The 23601-nt window shown below is 65.5% G+C and carries 21 protein-coding genes; 7 read left to right on the top strand and 14 right to left on the bottom strand.

The genetic code is table 11. From position 1 onward, the window contains the following. Nucleotides 1-100: 100 nt before the first annotated feature. From AC0L3X_RS30600 to AC0L3X_RS30585, 4 genes are all read right to left on the bottom strand, one after another. Nucleotides 101-799: an ABC transporter ATP-binding protein gene (locus AC0L3X_RS30600; protein ID WP_354131662.1), complete on the bottom strand. Its 699-nt coding sequence runs from the start codon at nucleotides 797-799 to the stop codon at nucleotides 101-103. Next, the gene (locus AC0L3X_RS30595; protein ID WP_354131661.1) at nucleotides 796-2640 is read right to left on the bottom strand and encodes a branched-chain amino acid ABC transporter ATP-binding protein/permease; all 1845 of its coding nucleotides are present in this window, start codon (nucleotides 2638-2640) and stop codon (nucleotides 796-798) included. Before AC0L3X_RS30595 ends, AC0L3X_RS30600 begins: the two co-directional genes overlap by 4 nt. A gap of 11 nt (nucleotides 2641-2651) precedes the next feature. Further along, complete coding sequence (locus AC0L3X_RS30590) at nucleotides 2652-3527, bottom strand: branched-chain amino acid ABC transporter permease (RefSeq protein WP_354131660.1); 876 nt, start codon at nucleotides 3525-3527, stop codon at nucleotides 2652-2654. A 99-nt stretch (nucleotides 3528-3626) separates the two neighbouring features. Next, the gene (locus tag AC0L3X_RS30585) at nucleotides 3627-4961 is read right to left on the bottom strand and encodes a substrate-binding protein (protein WP_354131659.1); all 1335 of its coding nucleotides are present in this window, start codon (nucleotides 4959-4961) and stop codon (nucleotides 3627-3629) included. 251 nt (nucleotides 4962-5212) lie between these two features. Here AC0L3X_RS30585 and AC0L3X_RS30580 point away from each other — a divergent pair, with 251 nt between their 5' ends. Both AC0L3X_RS30580 and AC0L3X_RS30575 read left to right on the top strand, forming a co-directional pair. After that, nucleotides 5213-5842, top strand: a complete 630-nt coding sequence (locus AC0L3X_RS30580; RefSeq protein ID WP_187387884.1) for a hypothetical protein — start codon at nucleotides 5213-5215, stop codon at nucleotides 5840-5842. A gap of 112 nt (nucleotides 5843-5954) precedes the next feature. After that, a complete protein-coding gene (locus tag AC0L3X_RS30575) occupies nucleotides 5955-6425 on the top strand; it encodes a MarR family winged helix-turn-helix transcriptional regulator (protein WP_063980568.1) in 471 nt (156 codons plus the stop codon). 8 nt (nucleotides 6426-6433) lie between these two features. Here AC0L3X_RS30575 and prfA read toward each other — a convergent pair whose 3' ends face one another. The 3 genes from prfA to AC0L3X_RS30560 form a co-directional block, all read right to left on the bottom strand. Beyond that, nucleotides 6434-7519, bottom strand: coding sequence for a peptide chain release factor 1 (gene prfA / locus AC0L3X_RS30570; RefSeq protein ID WP_063980569.1), 1086 nt, complete (start codon nucleotides 7517-7519; stop codon nucleotides 6434-6436). A gap of 57 nt (nucleotides 7520-7576) precedes the next feature. Next, entirely contained in the window at nucleotides 7577-9844 is a 2268-nt protein-coding gene (ptsP, locus tag AC0L3X_RS30565; RefSeq protein ID WP_063980570.1) for a phosphoenolpyruvate--protein phosphotransferase, read from the bottom strand. Between the two features lie 288 nt (nucleotides 9845-10132). Then, nucleotides 10133-11389, bottom strand: a complete 1257-nt coding sequence (locus AC0L3X_RS30560; protein ID WP_354118576.1) for an aspartate kinase — start codon at nucleotides 11387-11389, stop codon at nucleotides 10133-10135. A gap of 174 nt (nucleotides 11390-11563) precedes the next feature. Here AC0L3X_RS30560 and AC0L3X_RS30555 point away from each other — a divergent pair, with 174 nt between their 5' ends. The 3 genes from AC0L3X_RS30555 to AC0L3X_RS30545 all read left to right on the top strand — a co-directional run bounded on the left by AC0L3X_RS30555 (nucleotide 11564) and on the right by AC0L3X_RS30545 (nucleotide 13825). Next, complete coding sequence (locus tag AC0L3X_RS30555; RefSeq protein WP_071908493.1) at nucleotides 11564-12031, top strand: PH domain-containing protein; 468 nt, start codon at nucleotides 11564-11566, stop codon at nucleotides 12029-12031. Between the two features lie 14 nt (nucleotides 12032-12045). Continuing rightward, nucleotides 12046-12819 (top strand): bifunctional 2-polyprenyl-6-hydroxyphenol methylase/3-demethylubiquinol 3-O-methyltransferase UbiG, encoded by a 774-nt coding sequence (ubiG, locus tag AC0L3X_RS30550; protein WP_166346270.1) that lies wholly within the window; start codon nucleotides 12046-12048, stop codon nucleotides 12817-12819. Between the two features lie 106 nt (nucleotides 12820-12925). Then, a complete protein-coding gene (locus AC0L3X_RS30545) occupies nucleotides 12926-13825 on the top strand; it encodes an EamA family transporter (protein WP_354131658.1) in 900 nt (299 codons plus the stop codon). Between the two features lie 48 nt (nucleotides 13826-13873). On the opposite strand, the gene AC0L3X_RS30540 is transcribed toward AC0L3X_RS30545, so the two are convergent. Genes AC0L3X_RS30540 through AC0L3X_RS30525 form a run of 4 tightly spaced genes read right to left on the bottom strand, consistent with a single transcriptional unit; the run spans nucleotide 13874 to nucleotide 16348 of the window. Continuing rightward, nucleotides 13874-14356, bottom strand: coding sequence for a DUF1178 family protein (locus AC0L3X_RS30540; protein WP_063980575.1), 483 nt, complete (start codon nucleotides 14354-14356; stop codon nucleotides 13874-13876). Further along, entirely contained in the window at nucleotides 14353-15231 is an 879-nt protein-coding gene (locus tag AC0L3X_RS30535) for a carbon-nitrogen hydrolase family protein (protein ID WP_354131657.1), read from the bottom strand. Before AC0L3X_RS30535 ends, AC0L3X_RS30540 begins: the two co-directional genes overlap by 4 nt. After that, complete coding sequence (gene grxC / locus AC0L3X_RS30530) at nucleotides 15228-15503, bottom strand: glutaredoxin 3 (protein ID WP_063980577.1); 276 nt, start codon at nucleotides 15501-15503, stop codon at nucleotides 15228-15230. Before grxC ends, AC0L3X_RS30535 begins: the two co-directional genes overlap by 4 nt. 35 nt (nucleotides 15504-15538) lie before the next feature. Then, a complete protein-coding gene (locus tag AC0L3X_RS30525) occupies nucleotides 15539-16348 on the bottom strand; it encodes a ComF family protein (protein WP_473317083.1) in 810 nt (269 codons plus the stop codon). A gap of 246 nt (nucleotides 16349-16594) precedes the next feature. Between AC0L3X_RS30525 and AC0L3X_RS30520 the strand changes: the two genes are divergently transcribed. After that, on the top strand, nucleotides 16595-17431 hold the full coding sequence (locus tag AC0L3X_RS30520; protein WP_473317085.1) for a methyltransferase domain-containing protein: 837 nt from the start codon (nucleotides 16595-16597) through the stop codon (nucleotides 17429-17431). Nucleotides 17432-17570: 139 nt separating this feature from the next. On the opposite strand, the gene AC0L3X_RS30515 is transcribed toward AC0L3X_RS30520, so the two are convergent. From AC0L3X_RS30515 to AC0L3X_RS30505, 3 genes are all read right to left on the bottom strand, one after another. Next, nucleotides 17571-17981, bottom strand: a complete 411-nt coding sequence (locus tag AC0L3X_RS30515; RefSeq protein WP_354131655.1) for a (deoxy)nucleoside triphosphate pyrophosphohydrolase — start codon at nucleotides 17979-17981, stop codon at nucleotides 17571-17573. 11 nt (nucleotides 17982-17992) lie between these two features. Next, nucleotides 17993-19234 (bottom strand): bifunctional glutamate N-acetyltransferase/amino-acid acetyltransferase ArgJ, encoded by a 1242-nt coding sequence (gene argJ / locus AC0L3X_RS30510; RefSeq protein ID WP_354131654.1) that lies wholly within the window; start codon nucleotides 19232-19234, stop codon nucleotides 17993-17995. A gap of 100 nt (nucleotides 19235-19334) precedes the next feature. Continuing rightward, a complete protein-coding gene (locus AC0L3X_RS30505) occupies nucleotides 19335-20255 on the bottom strand; it encodes a peptidylprolyl isomerase (protein WP_063980581.1) in 921 nt (306 codons plus the stop codon). A gap of 354 nt (nucleotides 20256-20609) precedes the next feature. On the opposite strand from AC0L3X_RS30505, the gene secA reads away from it, so the two are divergent. Next, the gene (gene secA / locus AC0L3X_RS30500; protein ID WP_354131653.1) at nucleotides 20610-23450 is read left to right on the top strand and encodes a preprotein translocase subunit SecA; all 2841 of its coding nucleotides are present in this window, start codon (nucleotides 20610-20612) and stop codon (nucleotides 23448-23450) included. Nucleotides 23451-23601: the final 151 nt, after the last annotated feature.

Genomic DNA, 23601 nt, shown 5'->3' with positions numbered 1-23601 from the left:
GCGACCCTGTGTCCGCTTTGGGCCCAAGGCGACATTCCGGGGGCGAGGCCGCATGCTGCGCCCTCGAAAGCAGATATCCCGGAGTTTAGGGGGACTCGACCTAGACGCCAAGGTATCGCTGCAGCAGCTCCGGCTGGGCCTTGAGCTCCTGCGCCGGTCCCTCGTGCACGATGTGGCCGTTGTTGATGATGTAGATCCGCGTCGCCAGCGCCAGCGTCGCTGCCAGATTCTGCTCGACCAGCACGATGGTCTGGCCGGCGGCTGCGAGCTCGCGGCAGGCCTTGACGAGATCGTGGACGATGACGGGCGCGAGCCCCTCGAACGGCTCGTCCAGCAGCACGATATTGGGATCGCGCACCAGCGCCCTGGCGATCGCGAGCATCTGCTGCTCGCCGCCGGAGAGCTCGGTGCCGCGGTTGTTGCGCCGCTCCTTCAGCCGCGGAAACATCTCGTAGATGCGCTCAAGCGGCCAGCGCTTCGGTGCGGTGATCCCGGCGAGGACGATGTTCTCCTCCACCGACAAGCTGCCGAAGATCCGGCGCTCCTCGTGCACGAGCTGCATGCCGGCCTGCGCGATTCTGTGGCTCTTGCGTCCGGCGATATCGATGCCGTCGAACTTCACGCTGCCGCTGCGGGGCGTCACGACGCCCATCAGGCTCTTGAGCGTCGTGCTCTTGCCGGCGCCGTTCCGCCCGAGCAGTGCCACCACCTCGTGCCGCTCGACGCGCATGGCGACGTCGAACAGGATGTGGGAGTCGCCGTAATAGCTGTTCAGGCCGTTGACCTCGATCAGGCTCATGCGGCGATCTCTCCGTGAACGCCGCCGAGATAGGCTTCCTGCACTGCGGCGTTGGTCCTGATTTCCTCCGGTGTGCCGTCCAGCAGCACCTTGCCCTCCTGGAGCACCGTCACGCGCTCGACCAGCTCGAACAGCGAGTCCATGTCGTGGTCGATGATGATCATGGTGCGGCCGCGCGCGATCGATTTGAGCAGCTTGACGGTCTCGACCCGCTCGCGCGGGCTCATGCCGGCGAGCGGCTCGTCGAGCAGCAGCAGGCGTGGCGAGGTGGCGAGCGCAAGCCCGATCTCCAGCCGGCGCTTCTCGCCATAGGCGAGCCCGGATACCGGCGTGTCGGCGCGGCGGGTCAAATTGACCAGGGCGAGCGTGTGCTCGACCTGCTCCGTCAGGCCCTTCACGCCCGAGAGCTTGCGGAACAGATCGAGCCGGAATTTGCCGCGCAGCTCGGCGAGTGCTGCGATCGTCAGGTTCTGCCGCACCGTGAGGCCAGTGAAGAGCTGGTTGACCTGGTAGCTCTTGGTGAGCCCCAGCTGGCAAACCTCGGTGACCTTCAGTCCCGTGATATCGCGCCCCTCGAAAACGATCTGGCCGGAGGTCGGCGCGATCTCGCAGGTCAGCATCTTGAAGAAGGTCGATTTGCCGGCGCCGTTGGGGCCGATGATGCCGCGCAGTTCGCCCTGATTGACGCTGAAATCGATGTCGCTGTTGGCGACGAGACCGCCATAGCGCTTGGTCAGGCCCGTGGCTTTCAGAATCGGTCCGGAGTAGGCGGGATGCTCGACCTCCTTGGCCTGCATCGGCGCAGGCGGAGCTTGCTGTGGCGTATCGATCTCGGCCTCCTCCTCCGTCTCCGCAGCCTTCCGCGCTCGCTTGCCGGACACGAGGCCGTAGAGATCGACGAGGCCGCCCACAATGCCGCCGCGCAGGAAGCAGACCAGCACCACGAACACGACGCCGAGCACCAGCTTCCAGGCCGCCCCGAGGCCCAGCGCGGACTGGAGGAAATCCTGAAGGAAGAGCCAAACTGTTGCGCCGACCAGCGGTCCGAACAGCGTGCCGCGGCCGCCAATGGCAGTCTGCATCACGAGCTGACCCGAGGTGTCGAAGGTGAAGGCGTCGGGCGGCATGAAGGCCTGCAATACGCCGAGCAGGCCGCCGGCGAATCCCGCATAGGCCGCCGCGATCACGAAGGCGGTCAGCTTGTAGCCGTGGATGTTGTGGCCGACGGCGGTGGCGCGCAGCGGATTGTCGCGGATCGCGCTGAAGATGGCGCCGACAGGCGAGCGGACGATCCTGAGCGCGATGATGACGCCGATGAAATAGCACAGCGCGATGAACTGATAGAGCGACCAGCCATTGGTGAAGTGGATGGTGGTGAAGCCGAGATTGAAGCTCGGCGTCGGTACGCCCGGCAGGCCGTTCTCGCCGCCGGTGAAATCCGAGAGCGGATTGAACTCGACGAAGAAGAACACCTCCGCGATCGCCACGGTGATCATGGCGAAATAGATGCCGGTGCGGCGCAGTGCGATCAGGCCGATCAGGTAGCCGGTCGCGGCCGCCGCGATCATGCCGATGATCAGCGCGCCCAGCACGTTGCCGAAACCCGCGCGGGTCAGGAGGTAGGCCGCGACAAAGCCGCCGGTGCCGTAGAAGGCGGACTGGCCGAACGACAGCAGGCCGGTGAATCCGAACAGGATGTCGAAGCCGAGACCGAACAGGCCCCAGACCAGGATCCGGTTCACGGTGTTCGGGGCGAAGCCGAGATGAGGCAGCACGAACGGGGCTGCGATCAAACCGATCGCGGTCAGGGTCTCGATCAGGAACGGGCGTTGCTTGAGCATCAGGAAATCGCTTACTCGCGGCCCTGGACGCCGAGCAGGCCATGCGGTCGCACCACGAGCACGAGCGTCATCGCCGCAAACAGCATCACATAGGCGTAGCCGGGGTTGAACATGGAGGTGACGCTGATGATCTCGCCGGCGATCAGGCCGCCGAGGATGGCGCCCGGGAACGAGCCGACGCCGCCGATCACCACCACGACGAAGGTCTGGACCAGGATGTCGTCGCCGATGCCCGGTGTCAGTGACACCACCGGCGCGTTGACGATGCCGGCAAATCCGGCGGCCATTGCGCCGATGCCGAACACGACCATGAAGACGCGGTAGACGTTGATGCCGAGGGAATCGACCATCACCGAATCCTCGATGCCGGCGCGCACGATCATGCCGAGCCGGGTCCGGTAGAGCACGATGAACAGTGCGCCGAGGGCGATTGCGACGATGCCGACGACGGCGAGGCGGTAGGTCGGATAGAACATGAAGCCGAGATTGGTGATGCCCTGGAACAGGGCCGGCGGCGGCACCAGCTGCGACTGGCTCGAGAAGATCAGGCGCACGAGCTCGACGAAACAGATGCCGAGCCCGAAGGTCACGAGCAGCTGATCCTCGTGCGGGCGATGATAGAAATGGCGGATGATGACGCGTTCCATCGCGACGCCAAGCAGCATCACGAACAGCGAGCCCGCGATGACGGCGATGATGAAGGACTCCGTGTACTGGTAGGCGACGAAGCCGGCATAGCCGCCGATCATGAACATCGCGCCATGCGCGAGGTTGAGCACGCCGAGCGTGCCGTAGATGATGGTCAGGCCGGAGCTGATCAGCGCGAGCAGGGCGCCGAGCGCGAGCCCGTTGAAAAGCTGCGAAACGAGGTTGGGCCAACTGATCATGCGACAATCGCCGTTGTGACGCGCCAAGGTGCGCGTCAGAAAAAGGTGACGCCGCAGGACCAGAGTGCAGCCCGCGGCGTCACAGGGGTTAGCGCGGGCTCAGCTGTAATCGCCGGGATGGCAGCCGAACGCGTCCGGCTTCTGCATCAGGCCTTCACCGGGGACGATCTCGACGACGTCGTACCAGTCTTCCTTGTTCTTCATGTCCTTCTGCTGCTTGCCCTTCACGATGATCACCGGGCGGACGCATTGGTGATCCTCGGGGCGGTAATGTACGTCGCCGACCAGGGAGGGGATCGTCTCGCCCTTCTCATAGGCCTTGATCACGTCGGGCGGATTGAAGCTACCGGCCTGCTCGCACATGTGGGCCCAGTGTGCGAAGCTGACATAGGCGTTCTCGGCGCCCCATTCGGGCTTGTAGCCGTACTTCTTCTCGAAGGCCTCGTTGAACATCTTGGCGAGTGGGAACTTGTCCTCGATCGTCCACCAATAGTCGGTGGCGGCGTACACGCCCTGCATCAGGCCGCCGGTCTCGCGTGCGATGAAGGGCACCTGGTAGGGGACGACCAGCTTCATCTTGTCGAGCACGCCGAACTGCTTGGCCTGCTGGGTCGACAGTACCGCGTCGTGGCCCCAGTTGACGTTGATGAGCACGTCGGCGCCGGAATTCGCGACGTTCAGCAGATATGAGGAGTAGTCGGGCGCGCCGAGCGGTGCGACCTGGTTGGTCACCGTCGTCCAGCCCGCGGTCGCGAGGAAGTCCTGCATCGACTTGGTGACGGTGTGGCCGTAGGTGTAATCGGGCGTCAGGTAGGCGGCCTTCTTGTTCTTGCCGAACTCCCTCACCATCACCGGGCCGATCGCCGCGGCGGCGGTCTGGCCGAAGAAATTCTGGCGGAAGCCGTAGCGAACGCAGTCCTTGCCGGTGGTGTCGTTCGAGCCGGAAATGCCGCACACGAACAGCACGTGTTCGCGCTGCGCGAGCTTGTTGAGCGCGACCGCGACGGCGCTCGACGTGCCGCCGGTGATCATGATCGCCTTGTTCTCGCTGATGAAGCGCTGCTGCGCCTGCACCGCCTCGTTCGGCTTGGCCGCGGAATCCGCGACGCCGAACTTCAGCTCCTTGCCGAGCACGCCCTTGCTGGTCTTCGGCGAAATCTTCTTGATCAGGTCGTGGCCGCTGTTGATGTGCTCGATCGCGAGCTGGTAGCCCTTGAGCTCGTCCTCGCCCTGCACGGCATAGGTGCCGGTGCGCGGGACCGAGATTCCGATGAACGCGGTGGAACCCGAAACGCCGGCGGGATACGAGCCGATCGCCGGCTTGTCCTCGGCAAAGGCCGGCGTCGCGGGCAGCATCGAGCCGCCGATGAGGCTAGCTGTGGTCTGGAGCAGGCCACGGCGCGAGAGGCCGCGGCGGATGAGATCGTCAGTCATGGTCGTTTCCTCCGAACATCGTTCTTGTTTGCAGGCGCAAGCACGACCTGTCCGGCGCCAGCCGGCCTCGCTGGCCTGCTGCGCCGGGCACGTCACATCCGCGTGTAGCTCTTGGCCCTAAGCATTGCTCGTGAAGTCCTTCTGTCAATTTCGTCTTTGGTCGAACGACGAAAATTATCACGTGAAAACATATCGGATCACGATATATATTAGTCTTTGTGAGTACGAGGCTGGCGGGTTCGGCGAGAGAAATGGCGCGGCAGACGACAGTGGCGAGTGCCCGGAAGCGACGATCCTGGCCGCAGGAGGCGGAGCGGCCGGAGGCCGCGTGGCCCGCGGGGGAGGGCAGCGACCAGCGCGCGGCGCCGCAGTCGGGCGATGCCTCCCGCGTGTCCGAGCCGTGCAGCCGGTCAGCCGGCCGGCGCGGACCCGTCGTCGGCTCCGTCCAGGCCAAGGTCCAGGCCAAGCGCGCGCCCGGCCCGATGCAGAAGCTGAGCGTGCGCGCGCAGAATGTTCTGAAGGAGCTTGCGGTGGAGCTCACCGGCGAACAGCCGCCGAAGGGGAATTGGCTGCCGTCGCGCGAGTTGCTGCTCGCGCTGACGGCCGAGCGCCTTGCGACCACGCGCAACTGCGGTCCTCACACGATGCGGGAGATCGTGGATTGGGCCCAGGGCTGCGGCGTGACCATCAAGCCGGTGATACCGCCCGGCGGCTCGCTGTCGCAGATGTGGGCGGAGTTGATTGCCAATGCGTCGGCCGGGGCCTTGACCAGCGCCGAGATCGCCAGCGCGCTCCAGCGCTCGATCAGGCGAAAGAGCGTTCGCATCCCGATCGCGTTTCAGGTCATCCTGGTGAAGATCCTGCTCTCCAGTTTCGAATAGCCCCCGATATTTGTGCATCCGCGGCGCCGCTCGGTTGGTTCCGCCGGTCCTTCCTTGCTAGTCTCGGCAGCGCCCGCCCGCTTCATCGGTGGGCTCGACGTCGCAGGCAGGAATGACTCAATCGAAGCGGAAGACGACGCGTCCCGCGTCCGCGGCGCCCTCAAAGGGCGGCGCGATGCGCGAGGCCGACTATGCGGCGCTCGCACAGTTCCGCTATCAGCTCCGGACCTTCCTGGCGTTCAGCGAAGCCGCGGCCCAGAGTGCCGGCTTGACGCCGCAGCAGCATCAGGCGCTGCTGGCGATCAAGGGGCTGGCCGCCCCTGACGGCGCAAGCGTCGGCGACATCGCGCGCTTCCTCCTGATCCGGCACCATACCGCGGTGGAGCTGGTGGATCGCATGGCGAAGCTGAAGCTGATCGGCCGGGAAGCCGATCCGCAGGACGCAAGACGCGTCCTGGTCAGGCTGACGGCCAAGGGCGAGCAGAAGCTGCGATCGCTCTCGCGCATTCACCTGGACGAGCTGGGTGCCGCCGCGCCCGCCCTGGCCAGGATCCTGCGATCGTTCCGGGCCAAAGCGCGCTGAGGCGCGGTTCAGGCGGCTGCGCCTTGCGCGGCGAGCTGTGCGGCCTGATGCTCGGTGGTCAGCGCGTCGGTCAATTCGCCGAGCGCTTCGCCGGCGATCACCTGCGGCAGCTTGTAGAGCGTCAGGTTGATGCGATGATCGGTGACGCGTCCTTGCGGGAAATTGTAGGTGCGGATGCGCTCGCTGCGGTCGCCGGAGCCGACCTTCTCCTTGCGTTCGGCCGAGCGTGCGGCGTCGAGGCGCTGCTGTTCGGCATCGTAGATGCGCGAGCGCAGAATGTTCATGGCGGAGGCGCGGTTCTTATGCTGTGAGCGGCTGTCCTGCATCATCACCACGATGCCGGTCGGGATGTGGGTGATGCGGATCGCCGATTCGGTCTTGTTGACGTGCTGGCCGCCGGCGCCCTGCGCCCGCATGGTCTCGATCCGCAGATCGTCGTTCTTGATGTCGACGTCGACCTCCTCGACCTCCGGCATCACGGCGACGGTAGCGGCGGAGGTGTGGATGCGTCCCTGCGTTTCGGTGTCCGGCACGCGCTGCACCCGGTGCACACCGGATTCGAATTTCAGCTTCGAGAACGCGCCGCGGCCCTGCACCTCCGCGATGATTTCCTTGTAGCCGCCGACGGTGCCTTCGCTGGCCGAGATCACCTCGACCTTCCAGCCCTGCAAGGCCGCGAAGCGCTCGTACATCCGGAACAGATCGCCGGCGAACAGCGAGGCCTCGTCGCCGCCGGTGCCGGCGCGGATTTCCAGCACCACGTTGCGGTCGTCCATGGCGTCCTTGGGCAGCAGCGCGACGCGAATCTTCTGGACCAGCTCTTCGATTTTAGGCGTCAGCTCGTCGCGCTCGGCTTCAGCCATGCCGCGCATCTCGGAATCCGTCGCGGGATCGGCGATCAGCGCCTCGGTGTCGGCGAGTTCTTTGACCGCAGAACGATACGCCTTCACCGCCTCGATCAGCGGGGTGAGCTCGGCGAGCTCGCGGGTGATCTGCACGTAGCGTTCGGAGGCGAGCTGGCCGAGCGATTCGGCCTCGAGCGAGGCGTGATGCGCGAGCAGGACGTCCAGTTTGGCTTCGGGGAGTGACGACATCGGTTCAGTCTCAAATGGCGGAAGAGGGCGAGGCGGCGGGAGGGGGCGACAGGCCCGCTACAACGCCAGGCCTTCGGCCTCGGCAAATTCCGTCAGCTTCTGCCGGATCGAGACGCTGCCGGAGGGCGCGTCCAGCAGCGGGCCGAGCATCGCTTCGGCCTTCTTCGCGTCGAGATCGATGACCATCGCCTTGACCGGACCGAGCGCCGTCGCCGAGAGCGACAGCGAGCGATAGCCCATCGCGATCAGCGCCAGTGCGCCGATCGGCTTGGAGGCCATCTCGCCGCACAGCGATAACGACTTCTTCGCATCGTTCGACTTCCGCGCGATCTCGCGCAGCACGCGCAGGATCGGCGCCGACATGGTGTCGAAGCGCTCGGAGACTTTCGCATTGCCGCGATCGACCGCGAACAGGAACTGGAACAGATCGTTGGACCCGACCGAGATGAAGTCGACCTTCTTCAGGAGCTCGTCGAGCTGGTAGAGCAGGGCGGGCACCTCGACCATGGTGCCGATGTCGATCCGCTCCGGCAGGGTGTGGCCGTGCTGGCGCAGATAAGTCAGCTCGCGCTCGACCAACGCCTTCGCCGAATCGAATTCGGCGACCTCCGAGATCATCGGGAACATGATGCGCAGCGCGCGGCCGCCGCCGGCGCGCAGCAGCGCGCGGATCTGGCCGCGCAGCAGGCCGGGGCGATCGAGCCCGAGCCGGATCGCGCGCCAGCCGAGTGCTGGATTCTCCTCGATCACCGCTTCCATGTAAGGCAGTGCCTTGTCGCCACCGATGTCGAGGGTGCGGAAGGTGACGGGCTTGGTGCCCGCGGCATCCAGCACCGTGCGATAGAGCGCGAGCTGGTCGCTGGTGCGCGGCAGGCTCTGTCCCACCATGAATTGCAGCTCGGTGCGGAACAGGCCGATGCCGGCGCTGCCGGTGTCCTCAATATGCGGCAGGTCGATCGCAAGACCTGCGTTGATCATCAGCTCGACCTTCTGGCCGTCCTTGGTGACGCAGGGGCGGTCGCGCAGTGCAAGGTATTGCGCCTGGCGGCGGGCGCGGAAGCGCACGCGCTCGGCAAAGGCCGCTTCGACCTCCTGCGACGGGCGCACATAGATCGAGCCCGAGGTGCCGTCGACGATGATGGCGTCGCCGGGATCGGCGATGCCGGGCGCGTTCGGGACCTCGCCGACCGCGGGGATGCCGAGCGCGCGGGCCACGATCGAGACGTGGGAGTTGGCGGTGCCTTCCTCCAGCACGATGCCGCGCAGGCGCTTGCGGTCGTAGTCGAGCAGCGCCGCCGGGCCCATTGCGCGCGCGATGACGATGGCATTGTCGGGCAATTGCTCGCGCGACGGCGCGTGGTCCTGGCCGACCAGCTGCCGCATCAGGCGGTAGCCGAGATCCTCGAGATCGTGCAGCCGGTCACGCAAATAGGGATCGGTGGAGCGCAGCATGCGCGCGCGGGTGTCGGACTGCACGCGTTCGACGGCGGCTTCCGCCGTGAGGCCGGTGGCGACCGCCTCATGCAGCTTGTGCGACCAGCCCTGGTCGTTGGCGAACATGCGATAGGCTTCCAGCACCTCGCGGTGCTCGCCGCCCTCGGCAACGTCGCCACGCTCCAGCATGCGGTCGAGATCGGCGCGCAGCTTGGCAAGCGCGGTGTCGAGCCGCTTGATCTCCTTCGGCAGATCCTCGGCGATGTAGTCCTTGATGACGACGCGCGGCTCGTGCAGCACGACATGGCCGAGCGCAATGCCCTCCGAGAGGATGGCGCCGACCTTCTGCGCCGAATGGCGCGCGGCCGGCTCCTGGCCCGGCTGGGCCAGCGCAGACAATTCGCCGGAGGCGATCAGCTCCGCCAGCACCATCGCGGTGGTCTGGAGCGCCTCGAGCTCCTCCTCGACATAATTGCGCTTGGCACGGTTCTGCACCACCAGCACGCCGAGTGTGTTGCCGGCGCGCAGGATCGGCACGCCGAGGAAGGAGTGGTAGATTTCTTCGCCGGTCTCCGGGCGAAACGAGAAGGCCGGATGGCTTTGCGCGTCGCTGAGGTTGAGCGGGGTCGCCTCGCTGGCGACGAGGCCGACCAGGCCCTCATGGGCGCTGAGCACGGTATGGTGCACCGCCTCGCGGTTGAGACCTTCGGTGGCGTAGAGCTCGAGCGTGTTGTCGATGCGCAGCACATAGACCGAGCACACCTCGGCCACCATATTGGCGGCGATCAGCACCACGATCTTGTCCAGCCGCTCCTGGGCCGAGACCTGCTCCGCCATGGTTTCGCGGAGCCGTCTCAACAAGACGCGGGGACCTCCCGACGCGCTCCGCATGAACCGTCAATCTCCTCCGTCTGCCTGGCCCGGCGGTATCGGCCGGCGGCTGGCCCAAAATTCCAGAAAAACAACCAAATTGTTCGTCCGGCGCAGGCACAAACACAAATCTACTCAAGATTTAGCGCTTGCACCGAATCAGCGCCGCCTGAACTGGGACACAGTCTGCGGCAGCCCACCCTGTTCGCCGTATAGCGAATCGAGGCTTGTTTTGCCAAGCAAAACGCCTGCCAAACGCGAAGGTGTGTACACCTTCGCGTTTGCTGCGACCGCTAAGAGAAAATTCGTCTAGGCCTGATCGAGACCGTAGAGCGTGTGCAGGGTGCGTACCGCGAGCTCGGTATAGGCGGTGTCGATCAAAACCGAGAATTTGATCTCGGAGGTTGTAATGGCCCGGATGTTGATATTCCGTCCGGCGAGGGCCGAAAACGCCTGGGCGGCGACGCCGGCATGGCTGCGCATGCCGCTGCCGATTACCGATATCTTGGCGACGTCGGTGGCGGTATCGAGCCGGGCATAGCCGATCTTGCCCTTGGCGGCCGTGATCGTGTCCTTGGCGCGGGTGTAGTCGGCCGCCGGCACCGTGAAGGTGAGATCGGTGGTCTTGCCGTCCTCGGAGACGTTTTGCACGATCATGTCGACGTTGATGTTGGCATCCGCCAGTGGGCCGAAGATCGACGCTGCCACGCCGGGCTTGTCCTCGATCTGGCGTACCGAGATCTGGGCCTCGTCCTTCGAAAAGGCGATGCCGGTGACGACGTGGCTTTCCATGATCTCCTCCTCGCTGCAGATCAGCGTGCCGGGCGGCTGGTTGGCATGCGGGTCGATATCCTCGGGCTTGTCGAAGCTCGAGCGGACGAAGATCGGCATGTTGTGGACCATGCCGAGTTCCACCGAGCGGACCTGGAGCACTTTTGCGCCCTGGGAGGCCAGTTCCAGCATGTCTTCGAACGCGATCTTGTCGAGGCGGCGGGCCTTCGGCACGATTCGCGGGTCGGTGGTGTAGACGCCGTCGACGTCGGTGTAGATGTCGCAGCGGTCGGCCTTGACGGCGGCGGCGATCGCCACGGCCGAGGTGTCGGAGCCGCCGCGGCCGAGCGTGGTGATGCGATTGGTCTCGGGATTGATACCCTGGAAGCCGGCGATGACCGCGACCTCCTTGCGCTCCCGGAAGCGCTTGATGATCTCGTTGCCGTCGATGTCCTCGATTCGGGCCGAGGCATGGGCGTCGCTGGTCTTGATCGGGATCTGCCAGCCCTGCCAGGAGCGGGCCTGGATGCCCATGCCCTGAAGCACGATGGCGAGCAGGCCCGACGTCACCTGTTCGCCGGAGGCGACAACGGCGTCGTATTCGCGCGCGTCGTGCATCGGCGAGGCCTCGGTGCACCAGGCCACCAGCTCGTTGGTTTTGCCGGACATCGCCGAGACGACCACGGCCACTTCGTGGCCGGCGTCGACCTCACGCTTCACATGGCGTGCGACGTTGCGGATACGTTCGATATTGGCGACGGACGTGCCGCCGAATTTCATCACGAGGCGGCTCATGACGACGCGTGCATTCCCTCATAAGGATCAGTATGGTGACCCGCACCGGACGGGTGCCAGCGGACACCGACCGCGCGTATACATAGCGGCGGGGCCGGGGGCAAGCGGGTTCCTGCGGGGGCAGGGTAAGGTCCGACCTAAGGTCGGGCTTGGGGGTATGGGTTAACCGAGATCATGGCGCGTTATATCGACGAGATCCTGCAACCGGGCGAGCGGGTGCTGTATTCGACCAATGCGCACTGGATCTTCTATTTTCCGGCCATCGTGGCCTGGATCGTGGCTCTTGCCTTTCTCGTCCTGATGCCGCAGGCCACGGCCGATGGTCTCAGGGTGCTGTGCCTCATAGCCGCCGGCGTCGTGGCTCTGGCCGCCCTATACTGGACCATCAAGGGCTGGTTCCATCGCTTCACGACCGAGACCGACGTCACCAACTTGCGGGTTGTGCACAAGACGGGGTTCATCAAGCGCCGGACCTTTGAAATGGCGCTGGACAAGGTCGAGAGTGTCGACGTCGACCAGTCGATTCTTGGACGTATTCTCAACTACGGCGACGTGACGATTCGCGGCGTTGGCGAGGGGATCGAAAAGATCACGACCGTCGACACGCCGCTCGCCTTCCGTAGTTCGATCACCACGCGGTAGGACCGCGCCTAACCATGAGCATGCAGCAAAATACTTCCGCAACCGCAAGCCCGCAGCCGGGCTCGACCGTCGACGCCGCCGAGATCGCGAAATTCTCGAAACTTTCGGCCGAGTGGTGGGACCCCAACGGCAAGATGGCGCCGCTGCACCGGATCAACCCGCTGCGGCTCGGCTACATCCGCGACGCCGCCTGCCGCAAGTTCGAGCGCAACGTGCGCAGCCTCAACTGCCTCGGCGGCCTGCGCGTGCTCGACATCGGCTGCGGCGCCGGCCTGTTGTGCGAGCCGCTGTCGCGCCTCGGCGCCCAGGTCATCGGCGTCGATCCCTCGGTCAGCAACATCGCCGCCGCGAAGCTGCATGCCGACAAGAGCCATCTTTCGATCGATTACCGCTGCACCACGGTCGAGGAGATCGACCCGCGCGAGCGCTTCGACATCGTGCTGGCGATGGAAGTGGTCGAGCACGTCGTCGATGTCGGCGTTTTCCTCAAGCGCTGCGCGGCGCTGCTGAAGCCGAACGGGCTGATGGTGGTCTCGACGCTGAACCGGAACTGGAAGAGCTTCGCGCTCGCCATCGTCGGCGCCGAATACGTCCTGCGCTGGCTGCCGCGCGGCACCCACGAATGGAACAAGTTCGTCACCCCTGACGAGCTGACCAAATATCTCCTCGACAACCGCCTCGTCATCACCGAGCAGACCGGCGTCGTCTACTCACCCTTCGCCGACAAATGGACCCTCTCCTCCGACATGGACGTGAACTACATGGTCGTGGCGGAAGGGATGGTCTGAGGGGTACGCGAGGCGCGAGCATCGCACCCATGACGTGGGCGTGATTGACCTGCTTCGCCGCTAGCGGCAGGTTGGCCACGGCTTCCCCTCCTACCGCTCCACCCGCATGCTTACCATCGCCAGCCTCTGGATTCCCTTCACCGTCATTGCTGCGCTAGGCCAGGTCGCGCGCAATGCGATGCAGCGGTCGCTGACGAAGCCGCTGGGGACCTGGGGCGCGACCAATATCCGCTTCCTGTTCGGCTTCCCGTTCTCGCTGCTGTTTCTGGGCGTGGTGCTGGTCGCGACCGGTGATCACCTCGGCATGCCGCCGACCGTGTTCTGGCCCTGGCTGTTGCTCGGGGCGCTCAGCCAGATCGTTGCGACCGGGCTGATGCTGCTCGCGATGAACGATCGCTCCTTCGTGGTGACGACGGCGTACCTGAAGACCGAGGCGATCCAGACCGCAATTTTCGGCTTCGTCTTCCTCGGCGATCATCTGACCTGGCTGAAGGTGCTGGCGATCGTGATCGCGACTGTCGGCGTCGTCATCACCGCGCTCCGGCCCGGCGGCGAGAAGAGCTTTGCGGAATTGAGGCCGACCATCACGGGCCTCGTTGCGGCCGCGGCGTTCGCGCTCTCAGCCGTTGGCTTCCGCGGCGCCATCATCAACGTGCCTGACGTCTCCTTCGTGACGGCAGCCTCGTTCACGCTGGTGCTCGGCCTGTTCGTGCAGACGCTGATCCTGACCATCTATCTGCTCTGGCGCGCGCCAAAGGTGCTCCAGTCGATCCTGGGATTGTGGAAGCCGTCGCTGCTCGCCGGCTTCATGGGCGCGTTCGCCTCGCAATTCTGGTTCCTGGCCTTCGCGCTGACGGCCGCCGCCAACGTCCGCACGCTCGCTTTGATCGAGGTGCTGTTCGCGCAAGGCGTGGCGTATTACTCGTTCAATCAGCCGATCGCGCCGCGCGAGATCTTTGGTATCGCGCTGATCGTGGTTGGAGTTGCGTTGCTGGTGGGAGTGTAGCCGCATCTCACCGCCGTCAAGCCCGGCCATGACGGAGAGTGCGAACTGTCAGTTCCTATCTTCCGGGAGCGTCGGCAGCGGCGACACCTCGATGCCTTCGTCGATCAGCGACTTTGCCTCGTCGGGCGAAGCCTCGCCATAGATCGGACGGTGCTCCTTGTCGCCGTAATGCATCGCGCGGGCTTCGTTCGCAAAACGCTCGCCGACATTGTCGGCGTTCTTGACGATGTGATCGCGCAGCTCCTTGAGCTTGGCGCGCAACTCGCGCTCCTGCGCCATCATCAGCGAGGTCGGTCCCGACGGCGCGGCCTCGGGCGCAGGCGTTGAAGCCGGCTCCGGCGGCGGCGTCGCCCGTCCGCGGCCCTTCTTGCCGATGATCCGCGGGGCCATGATCGCCTTCTCGACCTTGGCCGAGCCGCAGATCGGGCAAGTCACGAGCTTGCGCTTCACCTGCGAATCATAAGCCGACGAGCTCTGGAACCAGCTTTCGAATGCGTGGCTTCGGTCGCAGTGGAGCGCGTAGCGGATCATGCCGATCCCCGCACGAGGTGGAGATGGTCCGGCCCGGCCTTGGGATCGGCGACGCCGAAGCGGCGGCCGTGCTGGAGCGAGGGGATCGCGCGGCGTGCGGTCTCGACCTTGGCCGGGTCGATCTTGGCCATGATGATCCCGGGCTCGACGTCACCCTCGGCGAGGATCTCGCCCCAGGGGTCGATGATCAGCGAGTGGCCATAGGTCTCGCGCTTGTTCTCGTGGGTGCCTGCCTGCGCCGCCGCGAAGATGAAGCAGCCGGTCTCGATCGCGCGCGAGCGCAGCAGGATGTGCCAATGCGCCTCGCCGGTCTTGCGGGTGAAGGCCGAGGGCACGGTGATGAAATACGCGCCGCTCTCGGCCAGCGCGCGGTAGAGCGCGGGGAAGCGCACGTCGTAGCAGATCGTCAGCCCGACGCGGCCCCAGGGCAGGTCGGAGATCACGGCGGTCTCGCCCGGCTGGTAATTGGCGGATTCGCGATAGCTCTCGCCGTCCGGCAATTCGATGTCGAACATGTGGATCTTGTCGTAGCTCGCGAGCACACTGCCCTCGGGCCCGATCAGGAAAGAGCGGTTGACCGCTTTTTCGTCCGAGTAGCGCAGCGCCAGCGATCCGACATGAATGTGAATTCCGAGTTCCGCCGCGAGCGCGCGATAGGCCTTCAGCGAGGTGTCGTCCTCTTCGCTCTGGAGGTGCTCGAACAACGCCTTTCGGTTGAGCTGCATCATGTTGCTGACTTCGGGCGTCTGCACGTAGTCGGCGCCGTTGGCGGCAGCCTGCCGGATCAGCCTGGTGGCCTGCGCGAGGCTCGGCTCGGGCATCAGGCCGGTGCGCATCTGGATCATCGCGGCGGTGAAGGTGCGATCCTCGCTCATGACACCGCCTTTACGCTTTCGAGCAGGCCGTCGAGCTTGCCCTCGCGGTCGAGCGCATAGAGCTCGTCGCAACCGCCGACATGGGTTCCGCCGATCCAGATCTGCGGGAAAGTCGAGCCCCCGCCGGCGCGGTCGTACATCTCTTCGCGCCAGGACGGGTTCCTGGCGATGTCGAACTCCGTGAAGGTTGCCTTCTTGCGGGTCAGCAGCGATTTGGCGGCGGAACAATAGCCACAGCCCGGCCTGGTGTAGATTTCGACAGCGTCGGTCATGTCGTGTGGCGCTCTCATGTCATGAAGTCATTGAATTATATGGGACGGGGGCCGCTCTCGACAACCCGGGCGAACACCAGCACGTCCACCTGGGCCGCCTTGGCGCGGAGCAGGGCCCGCGCACAGGCGTCCAGCGTCGCCCCCGAGGTGAGGACATCGTCGATCAGGACGATGCGGCGGCCCTGGATTTCCCCCTGGCGGTCGGGGGATACCTGGAATGCGCCCTGCACATTGGTGGCGCGCTGGGTCCGCGACAGGCCGATCTGCTGCTCGGTCGCGCGCACCCGGCGCAGCACTTCGCCGCGCACCCTGACACCGCTCTGCCGCGCGATGATGCGCGCCAGCGCCCCGGACTGGTTGTAGCGGCGGCGCCACGCCCTGCGCCAATGCAGGGGCACCGGCACCAGCATGTCGGCTCCGGTGAGCAGTTCGGCGCCCGCGCGCGCCATCCAGCGGCCCATGGCCGGCGCCAAATCGGTACGGTCCTGGTATTTCAGCGCATGCACCAGCGTGCGCGCGACGTCGTCATAGCGCACCGCCGCGCGTGCACGCTGGTAAGCCGGCGGGCTGGCGATCGCCTCCATCGACAGCATCTCGGGGCCGGGATCATAGACGAAGGGAATGCCGAGGCGCGGGCAATAGGGCCGTTCGATGAACGACAGCCGCGCCCAGCAGGCCGCGCAGACGCCCTCGCCGTCGACCGGCTCGCGGCAGGACACGCACAGCGTCGGCAGCGCAATGTCGAGCGCGAGCCGTGCGGCGCGCGACAGCACGTGGCGGCCGGCCGTCCATGCTGCACGCAGCGGCGCGGCGATGGAGCGGGTGGGGGCAGCGTCGGCTTCCATGGGGAGAGGCTAGCGTTATGGGAAGAGCCGCTCAAGCCACACTCTCGTGCCCCGGACGCAGCGCAGCGCTCCCGGCGATGCGAAGCATCGTCCGGTGCGGTGCGCTGCAGAGCCGGGGCCCATCTCACCGCATCATGCGGTGGTGCCTTCTGGGTCCCGGCTCTGCGCAGCAGCGCTAAGAGCGCTTCAGCGCGTCCGGGACACGAGAGCGTTGCCAGAACCGTGGCGATCGGCGTAACCAGCGGCATGGCCCAGACCCCGCAAACCCCGCCCGCTCTGTTCGATCGCGCATTGCTGCATGCGCGGCAGCGGCGCGCACTTGCGCAGGGCGAGGTGACATTCCTGCTCGATCGTGTTGCAGAGGACATGACCGACCGGCTGGCCGCCGTGATGCGGGAGTTTCATGCTGCGGCCGATCTCTGGACACCCGGAGAGGGGCTCACGGGGCTGCCATCACTCCAGCGGATCGCGCTCGACGAAGCGGGCGTGGAAAAACTGCCCTTTGCCCCGGAAAGTCTCGATCTCGTCGTCTCGGCACTGGCGCTGCAATTCGTCAACGACCTGCCGGGGGTGCTTGCGCAGGTGCGGCGTGCGCTGAAGCCGGACGGATTGCTGCTCGCCGCGATGATCGGCGGCGACAGCCTGACCGAGTTGCGCCAGGCCTTTGCCGCGGCGGAGGCCGAATGCGAGGGCGGCGTGTCGCCGCGCGTGGCCCCGTTCGCCGATCTGCGCGATATCGGCGCGCTGTTGCAGCGGGCAGGCTTTGCGCTTCCGGTCACCGATGTCGACCGTGTCGTGGTGCGCTACGCCAATGCGTTTGCGCTGATGCAGGATCTCCGCCGCATGGGCGCGGCCAATGTGCTGATCGAGCGGCGGCGCACGCCGACGCCCCGCGCGACGCTGCTGCGCATGGCCGAAATCTACGCCGAACGCTTTGCGGATGCCGACGGCCGCATCCGCGCGACATTCGACATCATCTGGCTCTCCGGCTGGGCCCCGCATGCGAGCCAGCAGCAGCCGCTGAAGCCGTGGTCGGCAAAAGCGAGCCTGGCGGAGGCAGTGAAGAAGGCGGGGAAGGAGTGATCCTCATGGTGAGGAGGCGCGTGAGGCGCGCTTAGCGGACGATGCTTCGCATCGCCGCGAGAACCATGCAGGCCCCGCTCTCGCCGTGTGGCCATCCTTCGAGACGCGCGTGCCGCGCTCCTCAGGATGAGGTCCGTACTCACATCAGCAAATCGATCAGATGCGGGATCAGCGGAATGTCCGCGGGCGGCATCGGGTAGTCGCGCAGCTTGTTGGAGCGGACCCAGGCCAGGGTCTGGCCTTCGCGCGGGGTGACCAGCCCCTCCCAGCGCCGGCAGATGTAAAGCGGCATCAGCAGGTGAAAGGTCTCGTAGCCGTAGCTCGCAAAGGTCAGCGGCGCCAGGCACGGTTCGGCGACGGTGATGCCGAGCTCTTCGTGCAGCTCGCGGATCAGGCTCTGCTCCGGCCGCTCGCCGGGCTCACACTTGCCGCCGGGGAATTCCCAGAGGCCCGCAAGCGTCTTGCCCTCCGGGCGCTGCGCGATCAGGACGCGCTTGTCGGCGTCGACGAGCGCGCAGGCCACCACCAATGTCAGTTTGAGATCGGCCATCGGCGTTCGGTTTAAGACCTGTAATCCCCGTTGATCGCGACATACTCCTTCGTCAGGTCGCAGGTCAGCACGCGGTCGCGACCCTTGCCGAGGCCGAGCGAGACCTTGATGGCGATCTCCGGGGCCTTCATCGCCTCCGACACCTGCGCCTCGTCGTAGTCGGGATCGCGCGCGCCGCTCTTGGCGACGCGGATGCCGTTGAAGGAGATCGAGAGCTTGTCGCGATCGGCCGGCTCGCCGGCCTTGCCGACCGCCATCACCACGCGGCCCCAATTGGCGTCCTCGCCGGCGATTGCGGTCTTGACCAGCGGCGAGTTCGCAATCGACATCGCGATCTTGCGCGCCGACGCCTTGGTCTTGGCGCCTTCCACGGTGATCTCGACCAGCTTGCGCGCGCCTTCGCCGTCGCGGGCGACCTGCTCGGAGAGATTGGCGAGCACCTGGTTGAAGGCCTTGACGAAGGCCTTCAGGCGCGGATCGCTGGCGCGGCTGATCTTCGGCGCGCCGTGCTCGGCGGCGGCGCCGGTGGCGAAGGCCAGCAGCGTGTCCGACGTCGAGGTGTCGCCGTCGATCGTCACCGCGTTAAAGGTGTCCTCGACGCCGCTCTTGAGCAGGGCTTGCAGTGCACCGGGCGCGATCGGCGCGTCGGTGAAGATGAAGGACAGCATCGTCGCCATGTCGGGGGCGATCATGCCGGCGCCCTTGGCCATGCCGTTGATGGTGACCTTGGCCTTGCCGAGCTTGACGGTCGCGGTCGCGACCTTCGGGAAGGTGTCGGTGGTCATGATGGCCTTGGCCGCGGCGAGATAGTCGCCGGACTCGGCAGTCTCGGCCAGCCGGCCGAGCACACCGTCGAACTTGGTCGCGTCCAGCGGCTCGCCGATCACGCCGGTCGAGGCCAGGAAGATCTCGCCCTCGCTGCATCCGACCGCCTTGGCTGCGATCTTCGCGGTCAGCGCGGTGGAGCTGCGTCCGGTCTTGCCGGTGAAGGCATTGGCGTTGCCGGAATTCACCACCAGCGCGCGCGCCTTGCCGCCCTTCAGCTTGGCGCGGCACCATTCCACCGGCGCGGAGGGGCATTTCGACCTGGTGAAGACGCCCGCGACCGCGGTGCCCTTGTCCATCACAGCCAGCAGCACGTCGGTGCGGTTCTTGTAGCGGATGCCGGCTTCGGCCGTCGCAAGACGGACGCCCGCGATCACGGGCATGTCGGGGACAGTTTTGGGGGCGAGCGGGGAGACGGAGGAGGACATCGGGGCGCCTTGGTGAGGTCTGGATATGCAGATGGCCGGGCATTTGCCCGGCCATTGCGACGTTAGATACTATTGGCGTCCGCGAAGTGACAGCGAATTCTTACTTCTTCGCGGGGGGCGCCATCTTGCTGTCGGACGGCTTGGCAGGGTCGGCCGGCTTGGCATCCGGCTTGGCATCCGCTGCCGGCTGGTCCGTCCGCTCGACCTTGGCTTCCGCGCGGAGCTTGGCGACGTAGTCGGCCTGGGCCTTGCGGGTGACGTACTGCTCGATCTGGGCCTTGACCTGCTCGAAGTCCGGCGCCTTGCGGTTGCGCTTTTCCTCGACCTTGATGATGTGCCAGCCGAACTGCGACTTCACGGGATCGGAGATCTTGCCCGGCTCCAGCGTGAAGGCCACGGCCGAGAACTCCGGCACCATCTGCTCCTTGGTGAAGAAGCCGAGGTCGCCGCCATCGGCGGAGCCCGGATCCTTGGACTTCTTCTTGGCGAGCTCGGCGAAATCGGCGCCCTTGTCGAGCTCGGCCTTCACCGCCTTGGCCTCGTCCTCGGTCTCGACCAGGATGTGGCGGGCGCGGACCTCCTGCTCGCCGGTGATCTGCTTGGAGGCCTCCTCATAGACCTTCTTCATGGCGTCGGGGGTGGTGGCGGCCTTGCCCTCGTTGGCGAGCAGGCTGTCCATCAGCAGGCGGTTCCGGGCGAACGCCAGGCGCTTCTTGAACTCGTCGCCGTCGGCGACCTTCTTGTCCTCGGCAGCCTTGCTGACGATCTTCATGTCGATCAGGAAGGACAGCACGTTCTCGTCCTTGGTCGCCGGGTCCATCTGGGCGAGGCTCGCCCCGAGTTCCTCCTCGGCCATGGCGACGTCGCTCTTCTTGATTTCCGCGCCATTGACCTTCGCCAGCACCGGATCGTCGGCAGCCCGGCCGGGACCCGCGATCAGCGCCAACGCAAGGCAGCCCACGAGGGCGGTGGCGAGGCCGAAGCGCAGGCCGGTTTTGGTTACCGGGAACGAGGTGGTCATGGAAAATCCTTTTGTTGAAGCAGGGGGCTGCTCTAGCGGGGCGGACACTCGCCCAATTCAGGGGGGCTTGGCAACGCGAAAAGTCTGTCAAAATGATGAATTAGCCGCAATGCGCCCGCCGTTGACAAGGCCCTGACCGGGCCATATCTCTGCCCGGTCGCGACCATGGCGATGGCGTTTATTTTGCTGCGTTTTTGGCCGTTGAACCCAGACTTGCCCAATTCCCACCCATATGGCGGATGACCCCCCGCAGTCCGGGCTCTGTCGCCATCAGGCGTCACGGTGAGTTGATAGGCAGGGGGGTGACAACTTCTTGGCTGCAACGCGGTTGAATCGCGAACACAGGAACTAGGCATGATCGGCGCGCTCGCCCGCAAGTTTTTCGGCTCCGCCAACGACCGGCGGGTGAAGGGATACCAGTCCCGCGTCAACGCGATCAACGCGCTGGAGCCGGAGGTTTCGAAACTCTCCGACGAGGCACTGAAGGCCCGCACCGTCGAGTTCAAGAAACAGCTCGCCGAGGGCAAGACGCTCGACGATCTGCTGGTGCCGGCCTTCGCCACCGTGCGCGAGGCCGCCAAGCGCACGCTCGGCCAGCGGCATTTCGACGTGCAGCTGATCGGCGGCATCGTGCTGCACGAGGGCGACATCGCGGAGATGAAGACCGGCGAAGGCAAGACGCTGGTCGCAACGCTCGCGGTCTATCTCAACGCGCTCGCCGGCAAGGGCATTCACGTCGTCACCGTCAACGACTACCTCGCCCGCCGCGACTCCGGCTGGATGGGCCAGATCTACGGCTTCCTCGGCCTGACCACCGGCGTGATCGTGCACGGCCTGGACGATGCCGAGCGCAAGGCCGCCTATGCCTGCGACATCACCTACGGCACCAACAACGAGTACGGCTTCGACTATCTGCGCGACAACATGAAGTACCGGCTCGAGGACATGGTCCAGCGGCCGCACTTCTACGCCATCGTCGACGAGGTCGACTCGATCCTGATCGACGAAGCGCGCACGCCGCTGATCATCTCCGGCCCGCTCGACGACCGTTCCGACTTCTACAACACCATCGACGGCTTCCTGCCCAAGCTCGACAAGAGCGACTACGACGTCGACGAGAAGCAGCGTACGGTGACGCTGACCGAAGGTGGCATGGAGAAGATCGAGACGTTGCTGCGCGACGCCGGCCAGCTCAAGGGCGAGTCGCTCTACGACGTCGAGAACGTTTCCGTCGTGCACCACATCAACCAGGCGCTGCGCGCCCACACGCTGTTCACGCGCGACAAGGACTACATCGTCCGCGACGACGAGGTCGTCATCATCGACGAGTTCACGGGACGCATGATGGCCGGCCGACGTTATTCGGAAGGCCTGCATCAGGCGCTTGAAGCCAAGGAGCATGTCCAGGTTCAGCCGGAAAACCAGACGCTGGCCTCGATCACCTTCCAGAACTATTTCCGGATGTACGAAAAGCTCGCCGGCATGACCGGCACGGCGCTGACCGAAGCCGACGAACTCTTCGACATCTACAAGCTCGAAGTCGTGGAGATCCCGACCAACGTGCCGGTCGGCCGCCTCGACGAGGACGACGAGGTCTATCGCACCCAGACCGAGAAATACGCCGCGATCCTGGCCGAGATCGAGCGCGCCAATGCGCGACTGCAGCCGGTGCTGGTCGGCACCGCCTCGATCGAAAAATCGGAAGTGATCGCCGAATACCTCAAGAAGCACGGCTACCGGCAGATCGATTTCGGCAACGAGAATTCGATGCAGAAGCTGTACGCCGCGGCCCGCGCCGGCAAGCCGGCAAAACTGTTTGCGGTGCTGAACGCGCGCTTCCACGAGCAGGAAGCCTATATCGTCGCGGAAGCCGGCGTGCCTGGCGCGATCACGATCGCCACCAACATGGCCGGCCGCGGTACCGACATCAAGCTCGGCGGCTCGCTCGAGATGCGGATCCAGCAGGAGACTGCCGGCATCGAGGACGAGGCGGAGAAGGCGAAGAAGATCGAGCAGATCAAGGCCGACATCGAGCACTTCCGCGAGATCGTGCTGAAGGCCGAGGAAGAGGTCGAGATCGAGCCGGCGAAGGGTTCGAAGCCCGCCAAGACCGTGAAGAAGCCCGGCGGCCTCTACATCATGGGATCCGAGCGTCACGAATCCCGCCGCATCGACAACCAGCTGCGCGGCCGTTCCGGCCGTCAGGGCGACCCCGGCCGCTCGAAGTTCTTCCTGTCGCTGGAAGACGATCTGATGCGCATCTTCGGCTCGGATCGCCTCGACAGCATGCTGCAGCGTCTCGGCCTCAAGGAAGGCGAGGCGATCATCCATCCCTGGATCAACAAGGCGCTCGAGAAGGCGCAGCAGAAGGTCGAGGCGCGCAACTTCGACATCCGCAAGAACCTGCTCAAGTTCGACAACGTCCAGAACGACCAGCGCAAGGTGATCTTCGATCAGCGCGTCGACCTGATGAAGGACGACAGCGTCGCCGAGACCGTTACCGACATGCGCCACGCCTTCATCGACGACCTCGTCGCCAAGCACGTGCCCGAGCATGCCTATGCCGAGCAGTGGGATGTGGCCGGCCTGAAGGAAGAGCTGAAGCGCGTGCTCGATCTCGACCTGCCGGTCGACGAATGGGCCAAGGAAGAGGGCATCGCCGACGAGGAGCTGCTCACCCGCATCGAGACCAAAGCCGACGAGCACATGGCGGCCAAGGTCGGGCAATGGGGTCCCGACGTGATGCGTTACGTCGAGAAGACCATTCTGCTCCAGACGCTCGACCATCTCTGGCGCGAGCATCTGATCATGCTCGACCATCTGCGCCAGGTCATCGGCCTGCGTGGCTACGGCCAGCGCGATCCGTTGCAGGAGTACAAGACCGAGGCCTTCAATCTCTTCCAGGAGATGAGCGCGCATCTGCGCGAGGCCGTCACGGCGCAGCTGATGCGGGTCGAGATCGTCCCGCCGGAGCAGGAAGCCCCCGTGCTGCCGCCGATGGAAGCGCACAAGTTCGACCCGAACACCGGCGAGGACGAAATGGCGCTCGCCAGCGTCACGCTCGGTGCGCAGGCTTCCGACGCAGCTCTTCGCGATCCGAAGAACCCCGCAAGCTGGGGCAAGGTCGGCCGCAACGAGGATTGCCCGTGCGGCTCAGGCAAGAAGTACAAGCACTGCCACGGGCGGTACGGCTAGCCGCTAAGCTCCGCTGTGAGGCGCGACGTCGGCGCCTCACTCTCCACTGTCGTGGGGGCGCCGGGGGCGGGGGGGCCCGCACCCCCCCCGGGGGGGGGGGGGGGAAAAAAAAAAAGTGATATATTATAAGGACCAGAAAAAAAGAGGGGCG

Source organism: Bradyrhizobium sp. MI1.7 (assembly GCF_055811795.1).
The sequence above is the reverse complement of the archived record's forward strand: the minus strand, read 5'-3'. Positions and strand labels throughout refer to the sequence as shown.